The 23,264-nt window shown below is 60.1% G+C and carries 19 protein-coding genes; 9 read left to right on the plus strand and 10 right to left on the minus strand.

Annotation, left to right across the window (positions count from 1 at the left end; genetic code table 11):
* Nucleotide 1: 1 nt before the first annotated feature.
* Complete coding sequence (gene groL / locus ACP7BN_RS21550) at nt 2-1,645, plus strand: chaperonin GroEL (protein ID WP_426205997.1); 1,644 nt, start codon at nt 2-4, stop codon at nt 1,643-1,645.
* Between the two features lie 181 nt (nt 1,646-1,826).
* On the opposite strand, the gene ACP7BN_RS21555 is transcribed toward groL, so the two are convergent.
* Nucleotides 1,827-2,570 carry a phosphatase PAP2 family protein gene (locus tag ACP7BN_RS21555; RefSeq protein ID WP_426205998.1) on the minus strand — a complete coding sequence of 248 codons (744 nt, stop codon included), beginning with the start codon at nt 2,568-2,570 and terminating at the stop codon, nt 1,827-1,829.
* A gap of 231 nt (nt 2,571-2,801) precedes the next feature.
* Here ACP7BN_RS21555 and colR point away from each other — a divergent pair, with 231 nt between their 5' ends.
* The 5 genes from colR (at nt 2,802) to ACP7BN_RS21580 (ending at nt 6,527) form a co-directional block, all read left to right on the plus strand.
* The gene (gene colR, locus ACP7BN_RS21560; protein WP_420646228.1) at nt 2,802-3,485 is read left to right on the plus strand and encodes a two-component system response regulator ColR; all 684 of its coding nucleotides are present in this window, start codon (nt 2,802-2,804) and stop codon (nt 3,483-3,485) included.
* Nucleotides 3,475-4,749: a sensor histidine kinase gene (locus ACP7BN_RS21565; RefSeq protein WP_420646229.1), complete on the plus strand. Its 1,275-nt coding sequence runs from the start codon at nt 3,475-3,477 to the stop codon at nt 4,747-4,749. Before colR ends, ACP7BN_RS21565 begins: the two co-directional genes overlap by 11 nt.
* Before the next feature lie 162 nt (nt 4,750-4,911).
* Nucleotides 4,912-5,580, plus strand: a complete 669-nt coding sequence (locus ACP7BN_RS21570) for a class I SAM-dependent methyltransferase (protein WP_426206018.1) — start codon at nt 4,912-4,914, stop codon at nt 5,578-5,580.
* A gap of 3 nt (nt 5,581-5,583) precedes the next feature.
* Nucleotides 5,584-6,297: a lipopolysaccharide kinase InaA family protein gene (locus tag ACP7BN_RS21575; RefSeq protein ID WP_426205999.1), complete on the plus strand. Its 714-nt coding sequence runs from the start codon at nt 5,584-5,586 to the stop codon at nt 6,295-6,297.
* A 2-nt stretch (nt 6,298-6,299) separates the two neighbouring features.
* Entirely contained in the window at nt 6,300-6,527 is a 228-nt protein-coding gene (locus tag ACP7BN_RS21580) for a hypothetical protein (protein ID WP_420646231.1), read from the plus strand.
* A gap of 54 nt (nt 6,528-6,581) precedes the next feature.
* Here ACP7BN_RS21580 and ACP7BN_RS21585 read toward each other — a convergent pair whose 3' ends face one another.
* The 9 genes from ACP7BN_RS21585 to ACP7BN_RS21625 form a co-directional block, all read right to left on the minus strand.
* Nucleotides 6,582-9,608 (minus strand): multidrug efflux RND transporter permease subunit, encoded by a 3,027-nt coding sequence (locus tag ACP7BN_RS21585; RefSeq protein ID WP_426206000.1) that lies wholly within the window; start codon nt 9,606-9,608, stop codon nt 6,582-6,584.
* Nucleotides 9,609-9,621: 13 nt separating this feature from the next.
* Complete coding sequence (locus ACP7BN_RS21590) at nt 9,622-10,770, minus strand: efflux RND transporter periplasmic adaptor subunit (protein ID WP_426206001.1); 1,149 nt, start codon at nt 10,768-10,770, stop codon at nt 9,622-9,624.
* Between the two features lie 156 nt (nt 10,771-10,926).
* Nucleotides 10,927-12,027, minus strand: a complete 1,101-nt coding sequence (locus tag ACP7BN_RS21595; RefSeq protein WP_426206002.1) for a DUF1513 domain-containing protein — start codon at nt 12,025-12,027, stop codon at nt 10,927-10,929.
* A gap of 14 nt (nt 12,028-12,041) precedes the next feature.
* On the minus strand, nt 12,042-13,106 hold the full coding sequence (locus tag ACP7BN_RS21600) for an imelysin family protein (protein ID WP_420646235.1): 1,065 nt from the start codon (nt 13,104-13,106) through the stop codon (nt 12,042-12,044).
* Between the two features lie 27 nt (nt 13,107-13,133).
* Entirely contained in the window at nt 13,134-14,561 is a 1,428-nt protein-coding gene (locus ACP7BN_RS21605) for a di-heme oxidoredictase family protein (RefSeq protein WP_426206003.1), read from the minus strand.
* A 294-nt stretch (nt 14,562-14,855) separates the two neighbouring features.
* Nucleotides 14,856-16,205, minus strand: a complete 1,350-nt coding sequence (locus ACP7BN_RS21610) for an imelysin family protein (protein WP_426206004.1) — start codon at nt 16,203-16,205, stop codon at nt 14,856-14,858.
* Nucleotides 16,206-16,411: 206 nt separating this feature from the next.
* Nucleotides 16,412-18,463, minus strand: a complete 2,052-nt coding sequence (locus tag ACP7BN_RS21615) for a putative bifunctional diguanylate cyclase/phosphodiesterase (protein WP_420646238.1) — start codon at nt 18,461-18,463, stop codon at nt 16,412-16,414.
* A gap of 344 nt (nt 18,464-18,807) precedes the next feature.
* The gene (locus ACP7BN_RS21620; protein ID WP_426206005.1) at nt 18,808-19,404 is read right to left on the minus strand and encodes a superoxide dismutase; all 597 of its coding nucleotides are present in this window, start codon (nt 19,402-19,404) and stop codon (nt 18,808-18,810) included.
* 176 nt (nt 19,405-19,580) lie between these two features.
* Nucleotides 19,581-20,183, minus strand: a complete 603-nt coding sequence (locus tag ACP7BN_RS21625; RefSeq protein ID WP_420646240.1) for a LysE/ArgO family amino acid transporter — start codon at nt 20,181-20,183, stop codon at nt 19,581-19,583.
* 96 nt (nt 20,184-20,279) lie between these two features.
* Here ACP7BN_RS21625 and ACP7BN_RS21630 point away from each other — a divergent pair, with 96 nt between their 5' ends.
* From ACP7BN_RS21630 to ACP7BN_RS21640, 3 genes are all read left to right on the plus strand, one after another.
* A complete protein-coding gene (locus ACP7BN_RS21630; protein WP_426206006.1) occupies nt 20,280-21,179 on the plus strand; it encodes a LysR family transcriptional regulator ArgP in 900 nt (299 codons plus the stop codon).
* Between the two features lie 96 nt (nt 21,180-21,275).
* Nucleotides 21,276-22,268 carry an NAD-dependent epimerase/dehydratase family protein gene (locus ACP7BN_RS21635; RefSeq protein ID WP_420646242.1) on the plus strand — a complete coding sequence of 331 codons (993 nt, stop codon included), beginning with the start codon at nt 21,276-21,278 and terminating at the stop codon, nt 22,266-22,268.
* A gap of 117 nt (nt 22,269-22,385) precedes the next feature.
* Entirely contained in the window at nt 22,386-23,240 is an 855-nt protein-coding gene (locus ACP7BN_RS21640) for an ATPase (RefSeq protein WP_426206007.1), read from the plus strand.
* Nucleotides 23,241-23,264: the final 24 nt, after the last annotated feature.

Raw genomic sequence — 23,264 nt, forward strand, 5'->3', positions numbered from 1 at the left:
CATGGCTGCTAAAGAAGTTCTGTTTGGCGATTCCGCCCGTAAAAAAATGCTCAAGGGCGTCAACGTCCTGGCTGACGCGGTAAAAGCGACCCTGGGCCCGAAAGGCCGTAACGTGATCATCGAGAAGAGCTTCGGCGCTCCGACCATCACCAAGGACGGCGTTTCCGTAGCCAAAGAAATCGAACTCGAAGACCGTTTCGAAAACATGGGCGCGCAGCTGGTCAAAGACGTTGCCTCCCGTGCCAACGATGACGCCGGCGACGGCACCACCACCGCTACCGTTCTGGCTCAGGCCATCGTCAACGAAGGCTACAAAGCCGTCGCTGCCGGCATGAACCCGATGGACCTCAAACGCGGCATCGACAAGGCGACCATCGCCGTTGTTGCTGAGCTGAAAAACCTGTCCAAGCCATGCGCTGACACCAAGGCAATTGCTCAGGTCGGTACTATCTCCGCCAACTCCGACAGCTCCATCGGCGAAATCATTGCCGAAGCCATGGAAAAAGTCGGCAAAGAAGGCGTGATCACCGTTGAAGAAGGCACTGGCCTGGAAAACGAACTGTCGGTTGTAGAAGGCATGCAGTTCGATCGTGGCTATCTGTCGCCGTACTTCGTCAACAAGCCTGAGACCATGGTTGCCGAACTGGAGAGCCCGCTGGTTCTGCTGGTCGACAAAAAGATCTCGAACATCCGCGAAATGCTGCCAGTGCTGGAAGCCGTTGCCAAAGCCGGCCGTCCACTGCTGATCGTTTCCGAAGACGTTGAAGGCGAAGCCCTGGCGACGCTGGTCGTGAACAACATGCGTGGCATCGTCAAGGTTGCAGCCGTCAAGGCTCCAGGCTTCGGCGACCGTCGCAAGGCCATGCTGCAGGACATCGCTGTTCTGACCGGCGGTACTGTTATCTCCGAAGAGATCGGCCTGAGCCTGGAAAGCGCCACCCTGGAAAACCTCGGCAGCGCCAAGCGCGTGACCATTTCCAAGGAAAACACCATCATCGTTGACGGTGCTGGCGTAGCAGGCGACATCGAAGCGCGTATCGCTCAGATCCGTGCTCAGGTTGCCGAAACTTCCTCGGACTACGACCGTGAAAAACTGCAAGAGCGTCTGGCCAAGCTGTCCGGCGGCGTTGCAGTAATCAAGGTTGGCGCTGGTTCCGAAGTAGAAATGAAAGAGAAGAAAGCCCGCGTTGAAGACGCCCTGCACGCAACCCGCGCAGCCGTTGAAGAAGGCGTGGTACCTGGCGGTGGCGTTGCGCTGATCCGCGCTCTGGAAGCCCTGACCAACCTGACCGGCGACAATGCTGACCAGAACGTTGGTATCGCTGTACTGCGTCGTGCTGTTGAAGCGCCGCTGCGCCAGATCGCTGCCAACTCCGGCGACGAGCCAAGCGTTGTGGTCAACGAAGTCAAGAACGGCAAAGGTAACTACGGTTACAACGCTGCAACTGGCGTGTACGGCGACATGATCGAAATGGGCATCCTGGACCCTACCAAGGTGACTCGTTCGGCATTGCAGGCAGCAGCTTCCATCGGTGGCCTGATCCTGACCACCGAAGCTGCAATCGCTGACAAGAAAGTAGACGCTCCAGCTGGCGGCGGCATGCCGGATATGGGCGGCATGGGTGGCATGGGCGGCATGATGTAAGCCAGCCTTACCCCTGTACGAAAAAACCCCGTCTGCGAAAGCAGGCGGGGTTTTTTATTGGCCTTGAATTCGGTGTTGGCGCAACACCGAGGCGCGGCCATCGCTGGCAAGCCAGCTCCCACAGGGATTGGTGTTTCACCTTGGACACTGTGGGAGCTGGCTTGCCAGCGATAGCGTCAGATCAGGCGCTGGCAGTTTGCGCTTTGACGGCAGCCTCGGTGTTCACCGCCGGGCGGTACAACACCCAGTAATACGACCCCAGACAAATCAACCAGCAGAAAATCGCCGTCCAAACGTTGTGTGAAAAAAAGTGCGCGCCCTGCATCATCCGGCTGATCGAAAACACCGAACCCAGCGCGAAGGCAAAGACAAACGCCTGCCGCGCCAGACGTGGGCGTCGATCACGCAGCACGAAGAACAATGCAAACAAGGTGAAACCGGTCGCCGCATGACCGCCGGGCCAGCAACGGCCGGGCTTGTCGGTGGCCGGACGATGGCTCAGCAATTTGCTGTAGGTTTCATGTCCACCGAACTGCTCCAGACTCCACGGGCACTGCACTGCCGTCGCCGCTTTGACTGGCGTGACGAACGAAGTCGCCAAGCCCAGCGACAACACCAGACAGCCCAGTTCGCGCTTGAACGGTTTGAGCCGTTCGACGAAAAACGCAGCGATGAAGCCGACGATGGCAAACACCGAAAACGCGATCACCACTTCCTTGGCGCGGTCGTGCAGGATGTCTTCGAGAAAGTAACTGTGCCGACCGATGAAATCCCCCGCGACCGGGTCGTAAAACAGGCGCGCCAGATCCATGTCCAGATCGGTCAGTTCCAGCAACACCAGAATGACCGCCGCAACAGCGGGAATTCCCAGGCACAGCCAGAAATTCAAAGGTCTTGAAGCAGGGCGGGCAGCGATCGGTACCATGGCAGTTCCTGGGTCGATTTAAGTATTCGGTGGAGTTGTTCAGGGATGCGCAACCGCGCGAGTCTGCGCTGGATTCTGTCGGCAACTTGTCAGCCGGCCGTGAAAAAATCGTCAATCCCGGCAATGGCCGTTTTAAAGTCGAATCCGTCCATCCACGCCTAGCCCTGAGCCACACTTGGCCGTAAGCTGCGCGGGCCATGACGGCCGTTACTGTGTACGTAGGAGGTGCCCATGCGAATTCTAGTGGTCGAAGACAACCGCGATATCCTGGCCAATCTGGCCGACTATCTGGGTATGAAGGGCTATACCGTGGATTGCGCCCAGGACGGTCTGTCGGGCCTGCATCTGGCTGCCACCGAGCATTACGACCTGATCGTGCTCGACATCATGCTGCCCGGCATCGATGGCTACACCCTGTGCAAACGCCTGCGCGAAGACGCCCGCCGCGACACGCCGGTGATCATGTTGACCGCCCGCGACCAACTCGACGATCGCTTGCAGGGGTTCAAGTCCGGGGCCGACGATTACCTGATCAAACCGTTCGCCCTGTCGGAACTGGCGGCTCGGGTCGAGGCGGTGATGCGCCGCGCTCAGGGTGGCGGTCGCCGTGCCCTGCAGGTCGGTGACTTGAGCTACGACCTCGACACCCTCGAAGTGACCCGCGAAGGCAAACTGCTCAAGCTCAACCCGGTCGGCCTCAAGCTGCTGGCGGTGTTGATGCAGAAGAGCCCGCATGTGCTGCGCCGGGAAATTCTCGAAGAAGCGCTGTGGGGCGATGATTGCCCGGACAGCGACAGCCTGCGCAGCCACGTCCACCAACTGCGTCAGGTGATCGACAAACCGTTCGCCAAACCGTTGCTGCACACCGTGCACGGCGTGGGTTACCGCTTGGCCGAGGGCCGTGATGGAGTTTAAGCAGAGCCTTTCCCAACGGATCATCATCGCCTTTGCGTTGATGAGTGCACTGGTGGCGGGCGCCTTCGCCATGGGCATCGTCGCGACCGTGCATCTGGTGGAAGAGAAACTGATTTCGGCAGGCCTGGGCGGCGACTTGCAGCGCCTGCTGTTGATGGACAACGTCTCGGACTGGAGCCATCGTCCGGAGCCGGATCAGTTGTTCTATTTCAGTGGCGGTCCGGGTGATTTCGAGCTGCCGAAAGATCTGCGCCATCTCGACTCGGGGTTCCACGAAGTCTTCCGCGAAAATCTCTCGTATCACGCCATGGTCGAAGTGGTCGACGGCCGGCGTTACGTACTGCTGCAGGATCAAAGCGATTTCGAAGAACGCGAGCGCGTGCTGTTTGCCGTAGTGCTGGTGGGCTTCGTGCTCAGTCTGGCACTGGCGGTATTTCTCGGCTGGGTGCTCGCGCGCAAAGTGATGGCGCCGGTGGTGCGGCTGGCGCGTCAGGTGCGCCATCGCGACCAACTGCTCGGACTGGCGCCGCCGCTGGCGCCGGATTATGCCGCTGACGAAGTCGGCGAACTGGCGGTGGCGTTCGATGCGACGCTGGGTCGTTTGCGTCAGGCGTTGACCCGCGAACGGCTGTTCACCAGTGATGTGAGCCATGAGTTGCGCACACCGTTGATGGTGCTGGCCAGCTCCTGCGAACTGCTGCTGGAAAACCCCGGCATCGATCAGCGCGGTAGGGCGCAGGTTGAGCGCATTGCCCGCGCCAGCGAAGAGATGCGTGAACTGGTGCAGACCTTCCTCATGCTGGCTCGCGCGCAACGTGAAGACGCCGGCGCAGCACCTCAGCAAAATCTCACGCATGTGGCTGACAGCTTGCTGTGCCTGTGGCGTGAGCCGATCGAAGCCAAGGGCCTGACCTTGATCTTCGAACCCGGCAATCCGGCAGATACCCGTTACAACGCCACCTTGCTCAACGCGGTGATGGGCAACCTGCTGCGCAATGCCCTGCACTACACCGAGCATGGCTTCATTCGCCTGACGCTCAGTGCCCATGGTTTTGTGGTTGAAGATTCTGGCGTGGGCATTCCGGAAGAGAAACGCGAAGCCATGTTCGAACCCTTCGTGCGCGGAACCGAGAAGCGCGGCGACGGTCTTGGATTGGGTCTGTCACTGGTGCAGCGGATTTGCGAGAACGAAGGATGGAGCGTCAGTCTCGGCACGATGGAACCCAATGGCTGCCGTTTCGAGGTGGATCTCGGCCAGCATTGAGAAGCACTGCCTATCACACGACAGTGCTACCAACCTGAACCAATCCTGTATAACCTTGAAATAGTTTGCCGGTTTACCTGACATTTTTTTCACAAAGGGATGACCTGACGCTGACAAGCCCATCCCTAAGGTGAGGCCATCAGCATTTCAGGAGCCCTGATGATGGCCGGCCCGATCAAACTCGATTTTTCCGAAAAGTACGACGACAACCATGCGCAGAAATATTTGCGCAAGCATCAGGACGGTCTCGGCCGTCGTTTGTCCAACTGGCGCGATCAGCAAGTGGCCCGCAAGGCGCTGACACTGGCTGGCGAGCCGGGACTGGTGCTCGATCTGCCGTGTGGCGCGGGACGCTTCTGGCCGATGCTGGCGGAAAAGCAGAATCGCGTGATCATCGGAGCGGACAACTCCGAGTCGATGATCAAGATCGCGATGCAGTCGCAACCGGCCGATGTGGTGAAAAGGGTACAACCCTTGCACACGTCGGCATTCGACATTGCTTTGCCGGATAACGCGGTCGACAGCATTTTCTGCATGCGACTGCTGCATCACATCGGCGAGGCCGAGCACCGCCGGGCGATTTTGCGCGAGTTCGCCCGTGTGACCCGTGACAGCGTGATCATTTCGCTGTGGGTGGATGGCAATTTCAAGGCCTGGAAACGCAAACGCTCCGAGCAAAAACGCGGGCAAGTGGGTTACCAGAATAGATTTGTGTTACCGGCTGCAACGGTTGAAAAGGAATTTGAAGAAGCGGGATTCCGTATCCAGGAACAACTGGACTTCATTCCGCTCTATGCCATGTGGCGGGTTTACGTATTACGCAAGAGGTAGTAAATGGCAGTGCAATTTGCAGCAGACAATTCAGTCGCTCCCCAGGAAGGCTTTGACTACTACTGGAACCAGCGCGGTGAGTGGGTTGAAGAACCCAATGTGCGGCGCGGCGGTGAAAGCGGAGTACAGCGGGTGGTGGGGCGTGACGGGCAACTGCTGTACGCCAAGCGTCAGACCGGACATATCTATCGCAGCTGGCTGCACCCGTTCGGACGCCCGACCGTATTGCGTGAACTGGATGCGCTGACCGGCGTTTCGCGACTGGGTGTGCGCGTGCCGGAGATCGTTTTCTGTGGAGCGCAGCCTGATCCGCAACACACCTGGCGTGCGCTGCTGGTGACCAAGTCGCTGGACGGTTTTCAAGAACTCGAAGTGTGGAAGGCCGCCGGCGGTCGCGAACAGTATGGCGAAGCCGTCTATGAGCGCGTGCTCAAAGACCTGGCGGACAATCTGGCGCGCATGCACAAGGGCCGCTGGCAGCACAGCTGCATCTACGTCAAACATGTGTTTGTGCGGGTGACCGGCGAAGGTGAATCGGCCAAAACTGAAATCGCACTGATCGATTTCGAGAAATGCCGTCAGCGCCTGACCGCCTATCGCGCGGCCTCCCATGACATGAAGCAATTGCGTCGCCACTCGTCGTTCAGCGATGCCGAATGGCAAAAACTCGTCTACTTTTATGAGACGGCGTTTGGCAGCGCTATCAAAGGTTTATAGCGATGAAACTAGAAATTGCTCGAGGTGTGTTTCTGGTAGGAGCCTTGGCAGTTGCATCATTGGCGGTGGCGGCCTGGGAACAGCCACGCATGCAGGTAATCGACGCATCCCCCAGCGATGCCCATTGCCCGATGCCACGGGTGGCGAAAGCTTCCGTGGCGGCACAGCCGGATCATGATTTATTGCTGTTCATGTTCGGACTCACTCAAGGGATGAGGCCACAAAGTTGAATCGATTGAAGCCAAAATGAAAGGCCTCGCAAATGCGAGGCCTTTTTTTTGATTTCAGGCTTTGTCGGGTTTGGCCAGCAAGGTGTAAACGCACGGCAAGACAAACAGCGTAAACAACGTGCCGATCGACATCCCGGTGGCAATCACCATGCCGATATCAAAACGGCTGACCGCCCCCGCACCGCTGGCCAGAATCAGCGGCACCATACCGAAGACCATGGCTGCGGTGGTCATCAGCACTGGCCGCAAACGAATTGCTGCCGCTTCCTCCACCGCCTCACGCGGCGTCAGGCCCTTGTCCTTGCGCAACTGGTTGGCGAACTCGACGATCAGGATCCCGTGCTTGCTGATCAGCCCGATCAACGTCACCAATCCGACCTGGGTGTAGATGTTCATGCTCGACCAGCCGAGGAACAGCGGAATCAGCGCCCCGCAGATCGACAGCGGCACCGTCACCAGAATCACCAGCGGGTCGCGGAAACTCTCGAACTGCGCCGCCAGCACCAGGAAAATGATCGCCAGCGCCAGCGCGAACGTGACCCACAGCGCGCTGCCTTCCTGCACGAACTGACGCGAGGCACCGCCGTAGTCGAAGGCGAACCCGGCCGGGGCCTCTTCACGGGCGATCTGCTGCACGGCTTCGATGGCTTCACCCATGCTCACCAGCGGGAACCCGGACAGCTTCGCGGCGTTGAGTTGCTGGAACTGGTTGAGCTGCCTTGGGCGCGCGCGGTCGGTCACGCTGATCAGGGTCGACAGCGGTAACAGTTCGCCCTGGGTGTTTTTCACGTAGTAGTTGTTCAGCCAGTCCGGGTTGTCGCGGAAGGCACGCTCGACCTGAGCGATGACTTTGTAGCTGCGACCTTCGATGGTGAAGCGGTTGATCTCGCCCTCGCCGAGCAGGGTCGCAAGCGTCCCGCCCAGATCCTGCATCGACACGCCCATCTGCGCCGCTTTGGCGCGGTCGATATCCACCACTACTTCCGGTTTGTCGAACGCCAGATCGAGGTCGACGAAGGCGAACTTGCCCGACTCCATGGCGCGCTTCTTGATCCGGTCGGCGACTTGCAGCAACAGCTCATAGTCGTTGGCGGTGTTGATCACGAACTCGAACGGCAAGCCTTCACCGGTACCGGGCAGCGACGGCAGGTTGAAGCCGAATATCTGCAAGCCCGGAATGCTGCCCAGTTTGTCCTGCACCTCGGGGAGGATTTGCATCTGCGTGCGGTCGCGTTCATTCCACGGTTTGAGCAGGAAACCGCCGATACCCGATTGCACGCCGTTGTAGCCATTGATCTGGAACGAGGAGTAGTACTCCGGGAATTCCTTGAAGATCTTGATGAACTCGTCAGTGTAAGTGTTCAGATAGTCGAGGTTGGTTGGCTGTGGCGCGCTGGCCATCATGAAAATGATGCCCTGATCTTCGTCCGGCGCCAGTTCCGATTTGGTGAACTTGAGCAGCACCGGAATCAGGCACAACACGATGACTGCGAACACCAGCACCACCGGCCGCGTATTCAGCGTGCCATGCAGCATGCTCTGATAGCGGCGCTTGAGGCTGTCGAAGATACGGTCGAGGCGATGGGCCAGACCGCTGGGGTTTTCTTCATGGCGCAGCAGGAAGGCGCACATCATCGGCGACAGGGTCAGCGCGACGATCCCGGAAATCACCACGGCCCCGGCCAGCGTCAGCGCGAACTCCTTGAACAGCGCCCCGGTCAGCCCGGTGAGGAAACCGATCGGTGCATACACCGCCGCCAGCGTGATGGTCATCGAGACCACCGGCATGGCGATTTCCCGCGCGCCTTCCAGCGCGGCGTCCATCGGCGTCTTGCCTTCTTCGATATGCCGGTGGATGTTTTCCACCACCACGATGGCATCGTCGACCACCAGCCCGATGGCCAGCACCATCGCCAGCAGCGTCAGCAAATTGATCGAGTAACCCATCATCTGCATGAAGAACATCACGCCGATCATCGACAGCGGAATGGTCACCACCGGGATCACCACCGAGCGCAACGCACCGAGGAACAGGAACACCACGACGATCACGATCAGAACTGCTTCGAACAGGGTTTTCACCACTTCGTCGATGGAGGCCTGAATGAACAATGTGGCGTCGTAGGCGATTTCGCTTTTCAGGTTGGGCGGCAGCTGGGATTCCAGCTCCGGCATGATCTTGCGCACTTCCTTGATCACGTCCAGCGGGTTGGCGCCGGGCGTGGCCTTGATCCCGATGTACACCGAAGGCGTGCCGCCGAACGAGCTGACCGAGTCGTAGTTCTCCGCGCCCATTTCGACCCGCGCGACATCGCTGAGCAGCACGCGGCTGTCACCGCTGATCTTCAATGGAATCTTGCCGAACGCCTCGGCGGACTTCAGTTCGGTGTTGGCATTGATGCTGGTGACCACGTACTCGCCTTTAACCTCGCCGGCAGCAGAGAGAAAGTTGTACTGGCGCACTGCGTTGGTCACATCGCTGGCGCTGAGACCGAAACCGGCGAGCTTCACCGGGTCGAGCCACAGGCGCATGGCAAACACCTGGTTGCCGAGAATCTCCGCTTCGGCCATGCCCGGCAGCGTCGCGAGTTTCGGCTGGATCACTCGCGACAGGTAGTCGGTGATCTGCGGGTTGCTCAGTTCTTTACTGAAGAAGCTGATGTACATCAGCGCCGAGGCGTCGGCCGCCTCCTTGCTCAGCACCGGGTCTTCGGCATCTTGCGGCAGTTTGTTTTTCACCTCGTTGGCCTTGGCCAGCAGTTCGGTGAACAGTCGGTCGCTGTTGGAGCCGATGCGCGCGTAGATCGAAATCACCGAGAAGTTCTGGCGACTGACCGAGGTCATGTAGTCGATGCCCTCGGCACTCGCCAGGCTTTGCTGCATCGGCTGAGTGATGTAGCCCTGAATGGTTTCGGCATTGGCGCCGGGATAAGCCGTGGTCACCGTGATCAGGGCGTTTTCCATTTGCGGGTATTGGCGCAGCGGCAACTTGCTCCAGGCCTGGAAACCCAGGAGCACAATCAGCAGGCTGACCACGGTGGCGAGCACCGGGCGGCGGATGAACGGATCAGTAAAAGCCATGAGGATTCCTTGATCAGTCGGCGCGGCGCGGACTGTTCTGCTCGCCGAGGGTCTTGTCGTCGCTGATGGCAATGTGCGCGCCGTTGTCCAGTTTGATCTGGCCAGCCGTCACCACTTGTTCGCCGCTCTGTACGCCCTTGTTGATCATCACCAGGCCATCGCGGCGTTCACCGGTTTCGATGAAACGCCGCTCGGCGATCAGCACCGGTTGGCCCTTGTCGTCTTTTTCGAGGCTGCCGTCCTCGGCTTTCTTCTGCGCGACCACGTACAGCGAGTTGCCGTAGAGGGTGTAGGTGATCGCGCTTTCCGGCACCACGATGTGCTGTTGCGGATTCGGTAGCAGCACTTCGAGGCTGGCGAACATCCCGGGCAGTAGCTTGCCGTTGGGGTTGGCCAGTGTGGCGCGCACCAGGATGTTGCGCGTGGTGCTCTCGACAATCGGGTTGATCGCGCTGATCGCACCCTGAAAATTCTGGCCGGGGTAGGCGGCGACCGAAATCTGCACGGGTTGGCCGACAGCCAGTTTCGGCACCGATTGTTCGGGTACATAGAAGTCGGCGTAGAGACTGCTCAGATCCTGCAACGTGGCGATTTTTGTGCCGCTGGCGAGGTAGTCGCCGATGTCGACGAGGCGGATGCCGATAGTGCCGCTGAAGGGCGCGACGATACGTTTTTTCGCCAGCGCCGCGTTGAGCTGATTGACCGTGGCTTTGTTTTTTTGCAGTTGCGCCGCGAGTCGGTCGAATTCGCCCTTGGAGATGGCACTGCTGCCGACCAGCTGGCTGCCGCGACCGTAATCCAGCTGCGCGAGGCCGAGGTCAGCCTTGGCGGTTTCCAGGAAGGCTGCTTCGACGGCGCTGTCCAATTGCAGCAAGGGTTGGCCGGCCTTGACCTTCTGTCCGGATTCGAACTTCAGCTCGGTCACGGTGCCGGCGTTCTCCAGGCTCAGATCGACGCCCTGCAATGCCTTGAGCGTGCCGACCGTGGGCAAACGCATCTGCCACGGGCGCTCGCTGGCAGTGGCCACGGCGACGCTGATCGGCGGTTTCGGTTTGGAAAAGCCCTGCACCATCGTATAGATCGAGAAGGCTTTATACCCGGCCAGCACCAGGACAATCAGCAGCACAACACCCAACATGATCAGCATGCGGCGACGCAGCATATTTCCAGTTCCTTGGAGAAAATCAGGCGAGACAGGCGCGAACATTACTCCGAGTGCGGGACGGATTCCAACTGGCAGTTTTTACAGGACGTAAGAAGAGGGGCGGGCATATAAACCTGTGGGGAGGGGATAAATCCCCTCCCCACAAGAGTTGTGTCAAGCCATGAGGTGAAGATGGTTGTCCCAGAGCCCCGCCGGCAGTTCCAGCGGTTTGGCCAGCAGTTCATCCTGGCGGCAATCGTAGTAACGGCAGCGGCCCTGACCCGAGGTCACGACAAAACCATCCTGCACCGCACCGACGCCTGCGCAGTCCGGCAGCGGTGCGTCGAGGCGCACTTCGCCGCTGTCCAGATCCCAGATGAAGAAGCGATTACCGCGCGGCGCGGTCAGCGCCACCAGACGCAACTCGCTGTGTACGGCAACGCTGGCGGTGTAATGCCCCATCGACTGCAACTGATGCTCCGGCACCGGGAACGCCACGAATGGCTGACCCGGACGCTTGATCGCCAATAACTCGGAACGCTCATGCGAAGGCCCCATGAACTGCTGACCGGCAACGATGGTGCCGTCGCTGGCAATGCCCAGATGGCGCACGCTGTTCATCTGTTGGGCGAGAGTTTCCTTGCTCAGCAGAGTGCCGTCGCGCTGCATCAGCACCAGGCTTGGCTCCATCGCGTTGAGATTCATATCCACGCGGCTTTCGGCCTCGGTGCGAATTCCGCCGTTGGCCACCACCAGCGTCTCGCCGTCGGGCATCCACGACACCTGATGCGGGCCGAGGCCGTGGGTGGAAATCTCGCCGCTGTGCACCAGTCGCTCGCCTTCGAATTTGTACACCCCGAGCAAACCACGCCCGGCATCGGAGGTGTCGTTTTCGGTGGCGTACAAATAATCGCCGCTGTGGTGAATCACCGCGTGGCCGTAGAAATGCCGGTTCGGCTGCGAGGCCACGGTTTGCAGCAACGTCCCGTCGCGCAGATCGATCAGATAGCTCTCGGTGCCGGGGCGCCGGGCCACGAACAACGCAATCGGCAGCGTCGGGTGGTTGATGATGTCGTGGCAGCGCTGGCCGACCTGGGTGGCGAACACCCGCGTGCCGTCCAGCCGATAACCGACGGCGTAGTGCCTGCCGTCGGTGTCATCGCGAGCCGAGAGCAACAGCGGGCTCTGATCCTTGCGTTTGAACAGCGTCCAGCCGCCCAGTGTCACTGCTCCCAGCAGCAAACTACCTAAAGTCAGAGCCTGGCGTCGCAGCATGGCACTTGCCCTCATCAGTCACCGTCGTTGGCGTTGAAGCCCAGTTGGATGCCCAGCGCCTTGGCCAGTTCGCCTTCGTGCAGGCGGTGGACGACGTTCAGGCTGTCGTAGATGTCGTTGAGTTGCTGGCGACCGGCGTCGTCTTCGAGCATTTCGCCGAGCGAACGCTGAGTGCTGTCGAACAGCTTCAGCGAGGCCGCGTAAGCCGCATCGATCTTGTCCGCCAACGGTTTTTGCTCAGCCGGCAGCAAGCCGCGCAGGCCTTTGTTGTCGACGCCTTCCCAAACGGTTTTGGCCGCTGCGAGGCTGGCTTCCAGTGCGGTCAGCGACGATTGGCTGCGCCATGCATCAGCCTGGAACGGCTGCGGCACGCCTTTGCTCTGGCGGCCCATTGGCGTACCGAGTTTTTTCTTCAGGGTGTCGAGCGCGGTGACCTGCACCCGCAGCAGATCGGCGATCGCTTCGTGGGAGTCGGCGTAGCGCTGGTTGGGGAATTTGCTCATCTGCGCGAGCATGCCGTCGGTGTTGTTCCAGCTGTTGAGGATTTCTTCAGCGAGCTGTTTCTGGCGTTCGCCGATGGCCACCAGCAGCGGGCAGTATTTGGCTTTCTGCGCGTCATTGGCCACGTCTGGCTTGGCGTCGAACAGAATGTATTCGTACGCCGACAGGCCTTGCACCACAACGCTGGACTTGGCCAGTGCGGCGGCGTCGATCTGCGGCTGGGCGATCACCAGTTGCTCGACCTGACGGCCGACGAGGTTTTTCTTGTCCGGCCAGAACTGCACCTGCCACGAACGGTTGCCCTCGGCGAGCGGGCCGATCAGCAGTGGTTGCAGCTCGGCCCAGGCTTTCTGTGCGTGCAGGAAGTCGGCGCGGGCGGTTTCCAGGGTTTCTTTGCCCTGGCAGTAGGCGAGAGCGCTGACCGCCAGTTGCTTGTCGGCTTCAACCCAACGGGTGTAGGTCGGCAGGATCACCGACTTGGCGATCGCCGCCGAAGTGACCGCTTGCGGATCCTGCGGCGAGCAGGCACCCAGCGCGAGGGCGGCGAGGCTGGTGAACAACAGCTTGGGACGGAACATGTCGGGCTCCCGAATCTTGATCTGTGTTTAAAGGGAATTCAAAAACGCCAGCAGCGCGGCACGCTGCTCGGCATTGAAAGACAAAACCTGTTGCTGCGCAGCAGTCGCTTCGCCGCCATGCCAGAGCACGGCTTCGAGCAGATTGCGGGCGCGGCCGTCATGCAAAAACTGGGTGTGGCCACTGACCGTCTGCGTCAGGCCGATGCCCCACAGCGGCGGCGTGCGCCACTCGCGGCCGGAGGCCTGGAATTCAGTGCGGTTGTCGGCCAGGCCTTCGCCCATGTCGTGCAGCAGCAGATCGCTGTACGGGCGAATCACCTGATTGGCCAACTCGGGTTCGGCGGCGTTGGCATCCGTGGTGTATTTCGGCGTGTGACAGGACTGGCAACCGGCCTGGAAAAACAGATTCTTGCCGGCCAACACCTGCGGCTCGTTAACGCCTCGCCGTGCAGGCACCGCGAGGTTGCGGCTGTAGAACAACACTAGACGCAAAATGTTATCGCTGACTTCCGGTTCGCCATTCGGGCCGTTGCCGTTCGGCGCCTGTTTGCAGGCGGTTTGCGCGTCGGTGCAGTCATCAATCGGTCTCAGGCTGGTGGTGAGGCCCATGTCACCGGAGAACGCGTGAACATTCTGTTGATTGAGATCCGGCTGTCCGGCCTTCCAGCCAAAGCGGCCGAGCACGGTTTTCTGCTGCGCGTCATCCCAGACCTGATTCGGCCGGCCTTTGATGCCGTTGTTCTGCTTGGCCTGCTCGGCGGCATTGGCCAGGATCGCTGCTTCCGGGATCGCTTCAAGCAAGCCGAGGCCGATCATCGGCGGGGCGATACGCGCAGAGAAACGTGTGTCCGGGTGCATCGGGCCGTAGCCGAGTTGAGTGATCTGCAAGGTCGGTTTACGCAGCTCGACTTCGGTGCCGTCCTTGAAGCGGATCGGCACCGGGGTGTAATCGACCCGTACTTTGCCTTCCGGGGCGACGCCGGGTACTGACATGTCCTGAAACTGCCCGCCGTAAACCGGCTCCGGCACCACGCCCAATTGTTCGATGACCTTGGCGTACTGCGGCGCATCGGGAATCGACAGACGCACCAGCATCGACACGGCGTTGGCCGCATCCGGCGCTGGAGGGTGACCGCGGCCGTCCTTGATGTGGCAGTTCTGGCAGGCGTTGGTATTGAACAGCGGGCCGAGGCCATCGCGCGCGGTGGTGGTCGACGGCGCGATGACCCAAGGGCTGCGGAAGAAGCTGTTGCCGACGCTGAAATCCACCCGACGCGACGGCGGCAGATTGGCCGATGGCAGGGAGAACGCGTTCTGATCGCTCTTGCGCACGGTCGCGCCGCCGCCGGACCGGGCTTCACCGGGTTCGGCCTTGGTGAAACGCGGGGCGTCATCGCAGGCACTCAGGCCCAGGGCCAGCAACAGTGCGGACAAGCGAAGAACCGGCGAGGGCATCAGACATCCTGCAAACGGGGCGAAATTTGAGGCGCAAAGTCTAACAGGGCGGGGGAGATTGAATAAGAGGAATTATCGTTTGCTTGATGTGGGGCAGGGTTTGGCTTGGGACCGAGGTGCTGCCATCGCTGGCAAGCCAGCTCCCACAGGGTTTGGTGGTGAACACAGAGACTGCAAACACCGCGATACCTGTGGGAGCTGGCTTGCCAGCGATGGGGCCATCAGCATCACCGCAAATGGCAGGCATGAAAAAGGCGATCCGAAGATCGCCTTTTTCAGTCAGACACGCGGTGATCAGAACTCGTGATCAGCGCTGTCCGGGTTCAGGTCGCTGATGCCCAGCTTGCCGGCAGCGGCTTCAATCGAACCGGTCTGCTTGACCAGCGACGCAATGGCATCACGCACGATCTGGTTGCCAGCGGTGTTACCGGCAGCGATCAACTGGTCGTAGTGCTCACCCTTGTTGGCGTGATCGACCATGACCTGGATCTTCGCTTCGGTGGCAGCCAGATCGGCCTTGAGTGCGGTGTCGGCAGCCGGGTCAGCCTTGGCCACCAGCGACGACAGGCTGGCGCCGGTCATTTTGGCGCCGTCAACGCGGGTGTACTCGCCCAGGTACACGTTACGAATGCCTTTGGCATCGTAGAAGTGCGAGTTGTGGGTGTTGTCGCTGAAGCAGTCTTGCTCGTCTTCAGGCGAGTTGGCTTCCAGGGAAACCTTCATGCGCTCGCCCGCCAGTTCACCCAGCGACAGACTGCCCATGCCGAAGAGCATTTTGCGCAGACCGGTTTCGCCCGGCTCGGCTTCCAGCGTGGCGCGGTAGTTGTCAGCCACGTTCGGCTTCCAGTTGCCGACCATTTCTTCCAGATCGCTGACCAGCAGTTCGGTCACGGCTTTCAGGTAGGCACGACGACGGTCGTTGTGACCGCCAGTGGCGCCGGCGCCTTCCAGGTAGTCCGAAGCAGGACGGTTGCCAGCGCCAGGGCCGGTGCCGTTCAGATCCTGGCCCCAAAGCAGGAATTCGATGGCGTGGTAGCCGGTCGCGACGTTGGCTTCGGAACCGCCCAGCTCGTTGAGGCTGGCGAGTTTCTCGGCGGTGATGTCTTTCACGTCAACCTTGTCTTCGCCGACCTGAACTTCGGTGTTGGCGATGATGTTGGCAGTGGCGCCCGGGTTACCCAATGCGTGCTCGTAGGATTTGTCGACGTAGTCGATCAGACCTTCGTCCAGCGGCCAGGCGTTAACCTGACCTTCCCAATCGTCGATGATGGTGTTGCCGAAGCGGAACACTTCGCTCTGCAGGTAAGGAACGCGAGCGGCTACCCAGGCGGCCTTGGCGGCTTTCAGGGTGTCGGCGTTCGGCTTGGCAAGGAACGCGTCGATAGCGGTTTGCAGGGTTTTCGCGGTGGATTCGGCATCGCTGTAAACGGCGAAGACCATGTCGGCGTAATGCGCGACCACAGCCTTGGCAGCGGCTTCGTCGACTTTACCGGCAGCAGCGGCTGGAGCAGGAGCAGCCGGTGCAGTGGTAGTGGCAGCCGGAGTAGGCGCTGGGGCAGCGGCTTTGTCTTTGCCTTCGCCGCAACCGGCGAGGGAAATAGCGATGGCCAGCAGACTGGCGGTGGCCAGAGGCATACGAATCATGGCGAACATCCTGCTTCGGTGATTGATGGACAGGCGCCGGGGGCGCGCAAAACTGCGACATAATGCAAATCTTTCGCATTATGTGTAAAGGGTTGTGGCTGGAAATATTTCTTATTTACACGGATGTTGGTACAGATCAAAAGATCGCAGCCACGTTGCACTCTGTAGGAGCTGTCGAGTGCAACGAGGCTGCGATCTTTTGATCTTTACAGAATTGCTGCGTTCGTGCGCTGCGCCTGCTTGAGATAAGCCGCCAACTCGCGCGCCGGCAGTGGCTTGCTGTAGTGGTAGCCCTGACCTTCGTGGCAGCCTTCGGAGATGATGTAGCTTTCCTGCTCGGCGGTCTCCACGCCCTCGGCAATCACCTGCATGCCGAGGCTCTTGCCCAGCTGGATGATGGCGCGAACAATGGTCGCGTCATCGTCGTCATCCAGCAGATCCTGAACGAAGCTCTTGTCGATCTTGATCTTGTCCAGCGGCAGGCTTTTCAGATAGCTCAGCGATGAATAACCGGTGCCGAAGTCGTCGATAGCGATCAACGCGCCGGAGCGACGCAGGCTCAGCAGATGCTGGGCGGCGGTGCTGATGTCTTCCATCAGACCGGTTTCGGTGACTTCCAGCTCCAGACTGCGTGGCGGCAAGCGGTACATCTGCAACAGGTTGTTGACCACGCGCGGCAGCTCGGCGTGGTGCAACTGCACCGTGGACAGGTTGACCGCCATGCGCAGGTCGACGAAACCTTGGTCATGCCATTCGCGCAATTGCTTGCAGGCCTGATCAAGCACCCACTCGCCGATGGCGATGATCGTGCCGTTCTGCTCCGCCAGCGGAATGAACAGATCCGGTGGCACCAGACCGTGTTCCGGATGCTGCCAGCGAATCAGCGCTTCGACCCCGACCACACGGTGATCGCGATAGCTGATTTGCGGTTGGTAAACGAGGAAGAACTGATCGCGCAGCAATGCGTCGCGCAGATCCTTTTCCAGCTCGCGACGGCGGCGCATCTCGCTGTCAACGCTGGCGATGTAGAACTGATAGCGATTGCGCGAACGGCTCTTGGCCAGCGTCATGGTCTGCTCGGCCTTCTGCAACAGCTTCTCGGTGCTGTCGCCGTCCTCCGGGAACAGGGTGATGCCGATGGTCGCGCGCAGGCGGATTTCCTGATCGCCGAGGGCAAATGGCGCTTCGAGGTCATCGAGAATGCTTTGCGCCAGTTCCGCCGCTTCGTAAGGTTGTTCGATATCCGCCTGCACCAGTGCGAACTGGTCGCCACCGAGGCGGGCGAGGGCGCCGAGACGACCACTGTGCGCGCGCAGCCGATCGGCCAGCGCCAGCAGCAATTGGTCGCCGGTCTGGTAGCTGAACTGCTCGTTGATACCTTTGAAATCGTCGAGACCCACGCACAGCACCGCCACGCGGCGCTGCAGTTTGCCGGCGTCGACCAGAATCTTGTCCAGCTGTTGCTGCAATTGCTGGCGGTTTGGCAGACCGGTGAGGAAGTCGTACTGGGCCATGCGCAGCAGGCTGTTCTCCGCTTCGTGGCGCAGATGGGTGTTGCGTTCGATGGATTCGAGCAATTGATTGGCGGTGTTGATCCAGATGCCCAGCTCGTTTTTCTCGTGACCCTTGAGCTGTGGAATCTTGTGCTCGCTGGGGCGGTCGGGATTGATTTCGGTCAGGTGCTCGATGATCCGCGACAGCGGCTTGGTCAGCAGCCAGTGATACACCAGATACAACACCAGACCCATGGCCAGCGCGCGCAATACGCCGGAAATGAAGATGATCACCGAGCTGACAATAAAGCCTTCGCCGTAAGTGGCGGTGTCGAGGGTGATGCTCAAGTCGCCGTAATATTCGCTGTACGGACCGCGACCGACCAGTTGCGTGGTGAACTTGCGCTCCTGACCGAGGATCAGGTCGGTCAGCCAGCGACTGTTGGAATGCTGTAACTCCCGTGATTTCTGCGCGAGCATCGCTTCGTTGGGATGGCCGATGGAGGCCTGGCGCACGGCGTCGTCCTGGAACAGGCCTTCAATCACCTGCATACCCATTTCGCGGTCGAGGCTGTAAACCGCCTGAGTCGACGGATCGCGGAACATGTCGAGAATGCGTTCGGCGTCACCGGCGACGGCCTGACGGGTTTTATAGGCATCGAAAACGATCTGCGCGCAGCTCAAGACCACGCCGACGATCAATGCCGACAGGAGCACGACCCGGAGCAACTTCACCGACAAGCTGTTCTTGAGTTCCAGCTTCAAAGGGTTATTCCTTGTTCCGTGCGGGTAGCGTCAAGTTGCCATGAGTATTGGCAATCCGGTGGTGGCAGTCAAAGGGACAATCAGGCCCGGGAGCATTTGTCTTTGAGGCTGGCCGAAAGGCGGCTTTCTGGAGTATTTGTCCTATTTGTACTATGTCGGTAGTTTGCGCCCGCAACTTGAGGGCATCGGGATAATTTTTCCTGTGTTTGATGTTAGCCCGCCGTGGCTTGTGAGCAAGGCGCGCAGGTCTGCTTTCACTGTGGGAAAAGTCCGCGCGTCACCGCGCACAAATCGCAGGCACAAAAAACCCGGCAGCAGCCGGGTTCCTTGATCTGGCGCGCAGCTTAAGCGGTGAAGGTTTTGCCTTCGAACTGCTCGGCCACGAACTTCCAGTTGACCAGGTTCCAGAACGCTTCGACATACTTCGGACGAACGTTGCGGTAGTCGATGTAGTAAGCGTGTTCCCAGACGTCGCAGGTCAGCAGCGGGGTGTCGCCGCTGGTCAGCGGGTTGCCGGCGCCGATGGTGCTGGCCAGAGCCAGGGAACCGTCAGCCTTTTTCACCAGCCAGCCCCAGCCGGAACCGAAGGTGCCGATCGAGGTTTTGCTGAACTCTTCCTTGAACTTGTCGAACGAACCGAAAGAAGCGTTGATGGCTTCAGCCAGTGCGCCGGTTGGTTGACCGCCGGCGTTTGGCGCCATGCAGTTCCAGTAGAAAGTGTGGTTCCAGACCTGAGCGGCGTTGTTGAAGATGCCACCCGAGGAAGATTTGACGATTTCTTCCAGGGTCTTGCCTTCGAACTCGGTGCCTGGCACCAGGTTGTTCAGGTTCACGACGTAGGTGTTGTGGTGCTTGTCGTGGTGGAATTCCAGGGTTTCCTTGGAAATGTGCGGCTGCAGGGCATCGTGTGCGTAGGGCAGCGGCGGCAATTCGAAAGCCATGATGATTCTCCTAATCAGGTCTGTTGCGGTGAGCGCAAGGCCGATCACGGGCGGCCAGAAATGCACCGGCGAGTTTTTACTCTTTGCGGCGCAGGGTTCGGATCATAGCACCGGGGGTGCGGCATAACCACGCAACAACTGTGTGGAATAGAGGTTCCAGAGCAGTTGGGAATAAATCACGCTGCGAAGATCAACTGACCGGCCACCGCAAACATCATCACCGCCACCAACAGATCAAGGATTCGCCAAGTGCTCGGACGTGCCAGCCACGGCGCTAGCCATGCAGCGCCCAGCGCCAAGGTGAAAAACCACAACAGAGAAGCGCTCGCAGCGCCGACTACATAGGCGCCGGGCACCGACTGTTGCGCACCGAGCGAGCCGATCAACAGCACCGTGTCCAGATACACGTGCGGATTGAGCAGGGTCACAGCCAGTGCGCTGAGCATGACTGCACGCAACGAGCGCACGGTCTGATTCTCCCCCTGCTCAAGACTCTGTTGCGAAAACGCCCGACGCAACGCCTGGCTGCCGTACCAGATCAGAAACACCGCGCCGCCCCAACGTGCCACTGCCAATAATGTCGGGTTTTGCGCCAGCACCGTGGCGAGGCCAAATACTCCGGCGGCGACCAGCAGCGCATCGCACACCACGCACAGCGCCGCGACTGGCAGGTGATGTTCCCGGCGCAGGCTCTGCGCCAGGACAAAAGCGTTCTGGGTGCCGATCGCCATGATCAGCCCCAAGGCCACCAGCAGGCCGTTCACGTAGCTTTGCCACATAAAAGTGATCCTTGATAAAGAGTGCTTGCTGGCTATTCTGCGGTTTGACGCGGTATAAGAAAAACCAATAGTGCTGATCGCTCATTAGGAAAACTGATGTTCGACTATAAATTGCTTTCTGCTTTGGCCGCTGTGGTCGAGCAGGCCGGATTCGAACGCGCGGCGCAGGTGCTGGGATTGTCGCAATCGGCGATTTCTCAGCGCATCAAATTGCTCGAAGCGCGGGTCGGCCAGCCGGTGCTGGTGCGCGCCACGCCGCCGGCGCCGACCGAGATTGGCCGGCGCCTGCTCAACCATGTGCAGCAGGTGCGTTTGCTTGAGCGGGACTTGCAGAGTCTGGTGCCGGCGCTGGACGAGGAGGGCATGCCGGAACGTCTGCGTATTGCCTTGAACGCCGACAGCCTGGCGACTTGGTGGGCCGGCGCCGTGGCCGATTTTTGCGCCGAACAACATCTGTTGCTCGATCTGGTCGTCGAAGACCAGACCGTCGGCCTCAAACGCATGCGTGCCGGCGAAGTCGCCGCGTGTTTGTGCGCGAGCGAACGACCGGTGGCCGGGGCGCGCAGTGTGTTGCTCGGCGCGATGCGCTATCGGGCGCTCGCCAGCCCGGCGTTCATCGAGCGGCATTTCCCCAGCGGAGTGCGCGCCGAACAACTGCCGCGCACCCCGGCGCTGGTGTTTGGTCCGGACGATTTCCTGCAGCATCGCTATCTTGCATCCCTCGGCGTCGATGGCGGTTTCGAGCATCACCTGTGTCCGTCGTCCGAAGGTTTTATCCGCCTGATTGAAGCCGGAATTGGCTGGGGACTGGTACCTGAACTGCAAGTGCGCGATCAGTTGCACAGCGGCTCGCTGCGTGAACTGTTGCCAGATAAACCGATCGACGTGCCGTTGTACTGGCATCATTGGCGCAATGGCGGTCAGTTGCTCGGGTTGTTGACCGAGCAGTTGGTGCGTTCGTCGGCACAATGGCTGGTGCCCTGGAAGCAGCCATAAGCGTCAAGCTGCAAGCGGCAAGTAAAGCGCTTGCACACTGTTTTTAACTTGCAGCTTGAAACTTGAAACTTGCTGCTGCGTTTGTTGGAGCTCTACATGAAAATTCTGGTCACCGGCGCAAGCGGCTTCATTGGTGGACGCTTTGCGCGTTTTGCCCTGGAGCAGGGCCTGGACGTGCGGGTCAACGGTCGCCGGGCCGAAGGCGTCGAACATCTGGTGCGCCGTGGCGCCGAGTTCGTGCAGGGCGATCTGAGTGATCCTGAACTGGTGCGTGACCTGTGCGCCGATGTCGAAGCCGTGGTGCATTGCGCCGGCGCGGTCGGCTTGTGGGGGCGTTATCAGGACTTTCATCAGGGCAACGTGCAGGTCACGGAAAACGTAGTCGAGGCCTGCCTGAAACAGCGGGTGCGGCGTCTGGTGCATCTTTCGTCGCCATCGATCTACTTCGATGGCCGCGACCATCTCGGCCTGACCGAAGAGCAAGTGCCCAAGCGCTTCAAACATCACTATGCCGCGACCAAATACCTGGCCGAGCAGAAAGTCTTCGGCGCCCAGGAATTCGGCCTCGAAACCATCGCCTTGCGCCCGCGCTTCGTGACTGGGGCAGGCGACATGAGCATCTTCCCGCGTCTGCTGAGAATGCAGCGCAAGGGCCGTCTGGCGATCATCGGCAACGGTCTGAACAAGGTCGATTTCACCAGCGTGCACAACCTTAATGAGGCCTTGCTCAGCAGCCTGCTGGCGGCCGGTTCCGCGCTGGGCCAGGCCTACAACATCAGCAACGGCAACCCGGTGCCGTTGTGGGATGTGGTCAATTATGTGATGCGCAAAATGGAAGTCCCACAGGTCACCAAGTACCGTTCCTACGGACTGGCGTACAGCGCGGCGGCGATCAATGAAGGCGTGTGCAAGCTCTGGCCCGGTCGTCCCGAGCCGACCCTGTCGCGCCTTGGTATGCAAGTCATGAAGAAAAATTTCACCCTCGACATCAGCCGCGCCCGGCATTATCTGGATTACGATCCGAAAGTCAGTCTGTGGACTGCCCTCGATGAATTCTGTGGCTGGTGGAAAGCCCAGGACATACGTTGACACCCATCAGTCAGCCGGCAATGAACCGGACTGCGGGTTGAGGGTCAATGCGTGCGGCTGTTGGGGTTTATACTTCGCCGCAATCTGCCACCACCGTGTTTTACAAAGGTTGCCTCAATGTCCATGCGTAACGATGCCCACGACGATTTCGATGATGTACCGAGCTTGCGTGCCGACCCTCTCGATGACGACGACTTCCCGACCACCACCCGCACCTCCGTGCACTCGCGCACGCCGCCGGTGGTCAAGGTCAAATCCGCCAGCACCGGGCCGTTGTGGGCGCTGGTCGGCGCCTTGTTCTTTGCCTTCATCGGCTTGGCCTGGTGGAGCTTTCAGCAGATCTCGCTGATGGAGCAGCAACTGGTGGCAACCCAGGAAAGCTTCGCGCGGATCAGTGAGGAAGCGGCCGGCCGTTTGCAGGACATTTCCGGCAAGGTCGTGGCCAGTCAAAGCAACGTCAGCAGCGACAGCGAAGCCTTGAAATTGCAGATCAAGCAATTGCAAAGCGCACTCCAGGATCAGAGCAAGCAACAGCAAGGCGTCGCCGGGCAGGCGACCGATCTGGACAAGCGCCTGGCACAGATGACCGCGCAGACCAGCGAACAGCAGAAAGCCAATAGCGAATTGCAGGCGCAGGTCAAAGCCCTGAGCGCCGAGCTTGCAACACTGAAAAGCGCGCCGGCCGACACCAGCAAGGTTGACGCTCAGCTCAAAGCCTTCGATGCCCAGTTCAAGAGCCTCGGCGCTGACATCACGGCGCTGAAAAAACAGGGCAACCCGAGCGCTGCGATTGATCGTCTGGAGCAGGATATCGTCGTGCTCAAAAGCCAGCAGGACAACCGCCCGGCCGCGCCGCAGGGTGCCACCAACACCGCCGAGTTCGACGCGTTCCGTGCCCAGATGACCCGCAACATCAACACCCTGCAGGCGCAGATACAGAACCTGCAACAACAGCTCAATGCCCGGCCCTAATCGATAGGGACTCTTGTGGCGAGG

Source organism: Pseudomonas sp. TWP3-1 (genome assembly GCF_049896625.1).
GTDB lineage: Bacteria > Pseudomonadota > Gammaproteobacteria > Pseudomonadales > Pseudomonadaceae > Aquipseudomonas.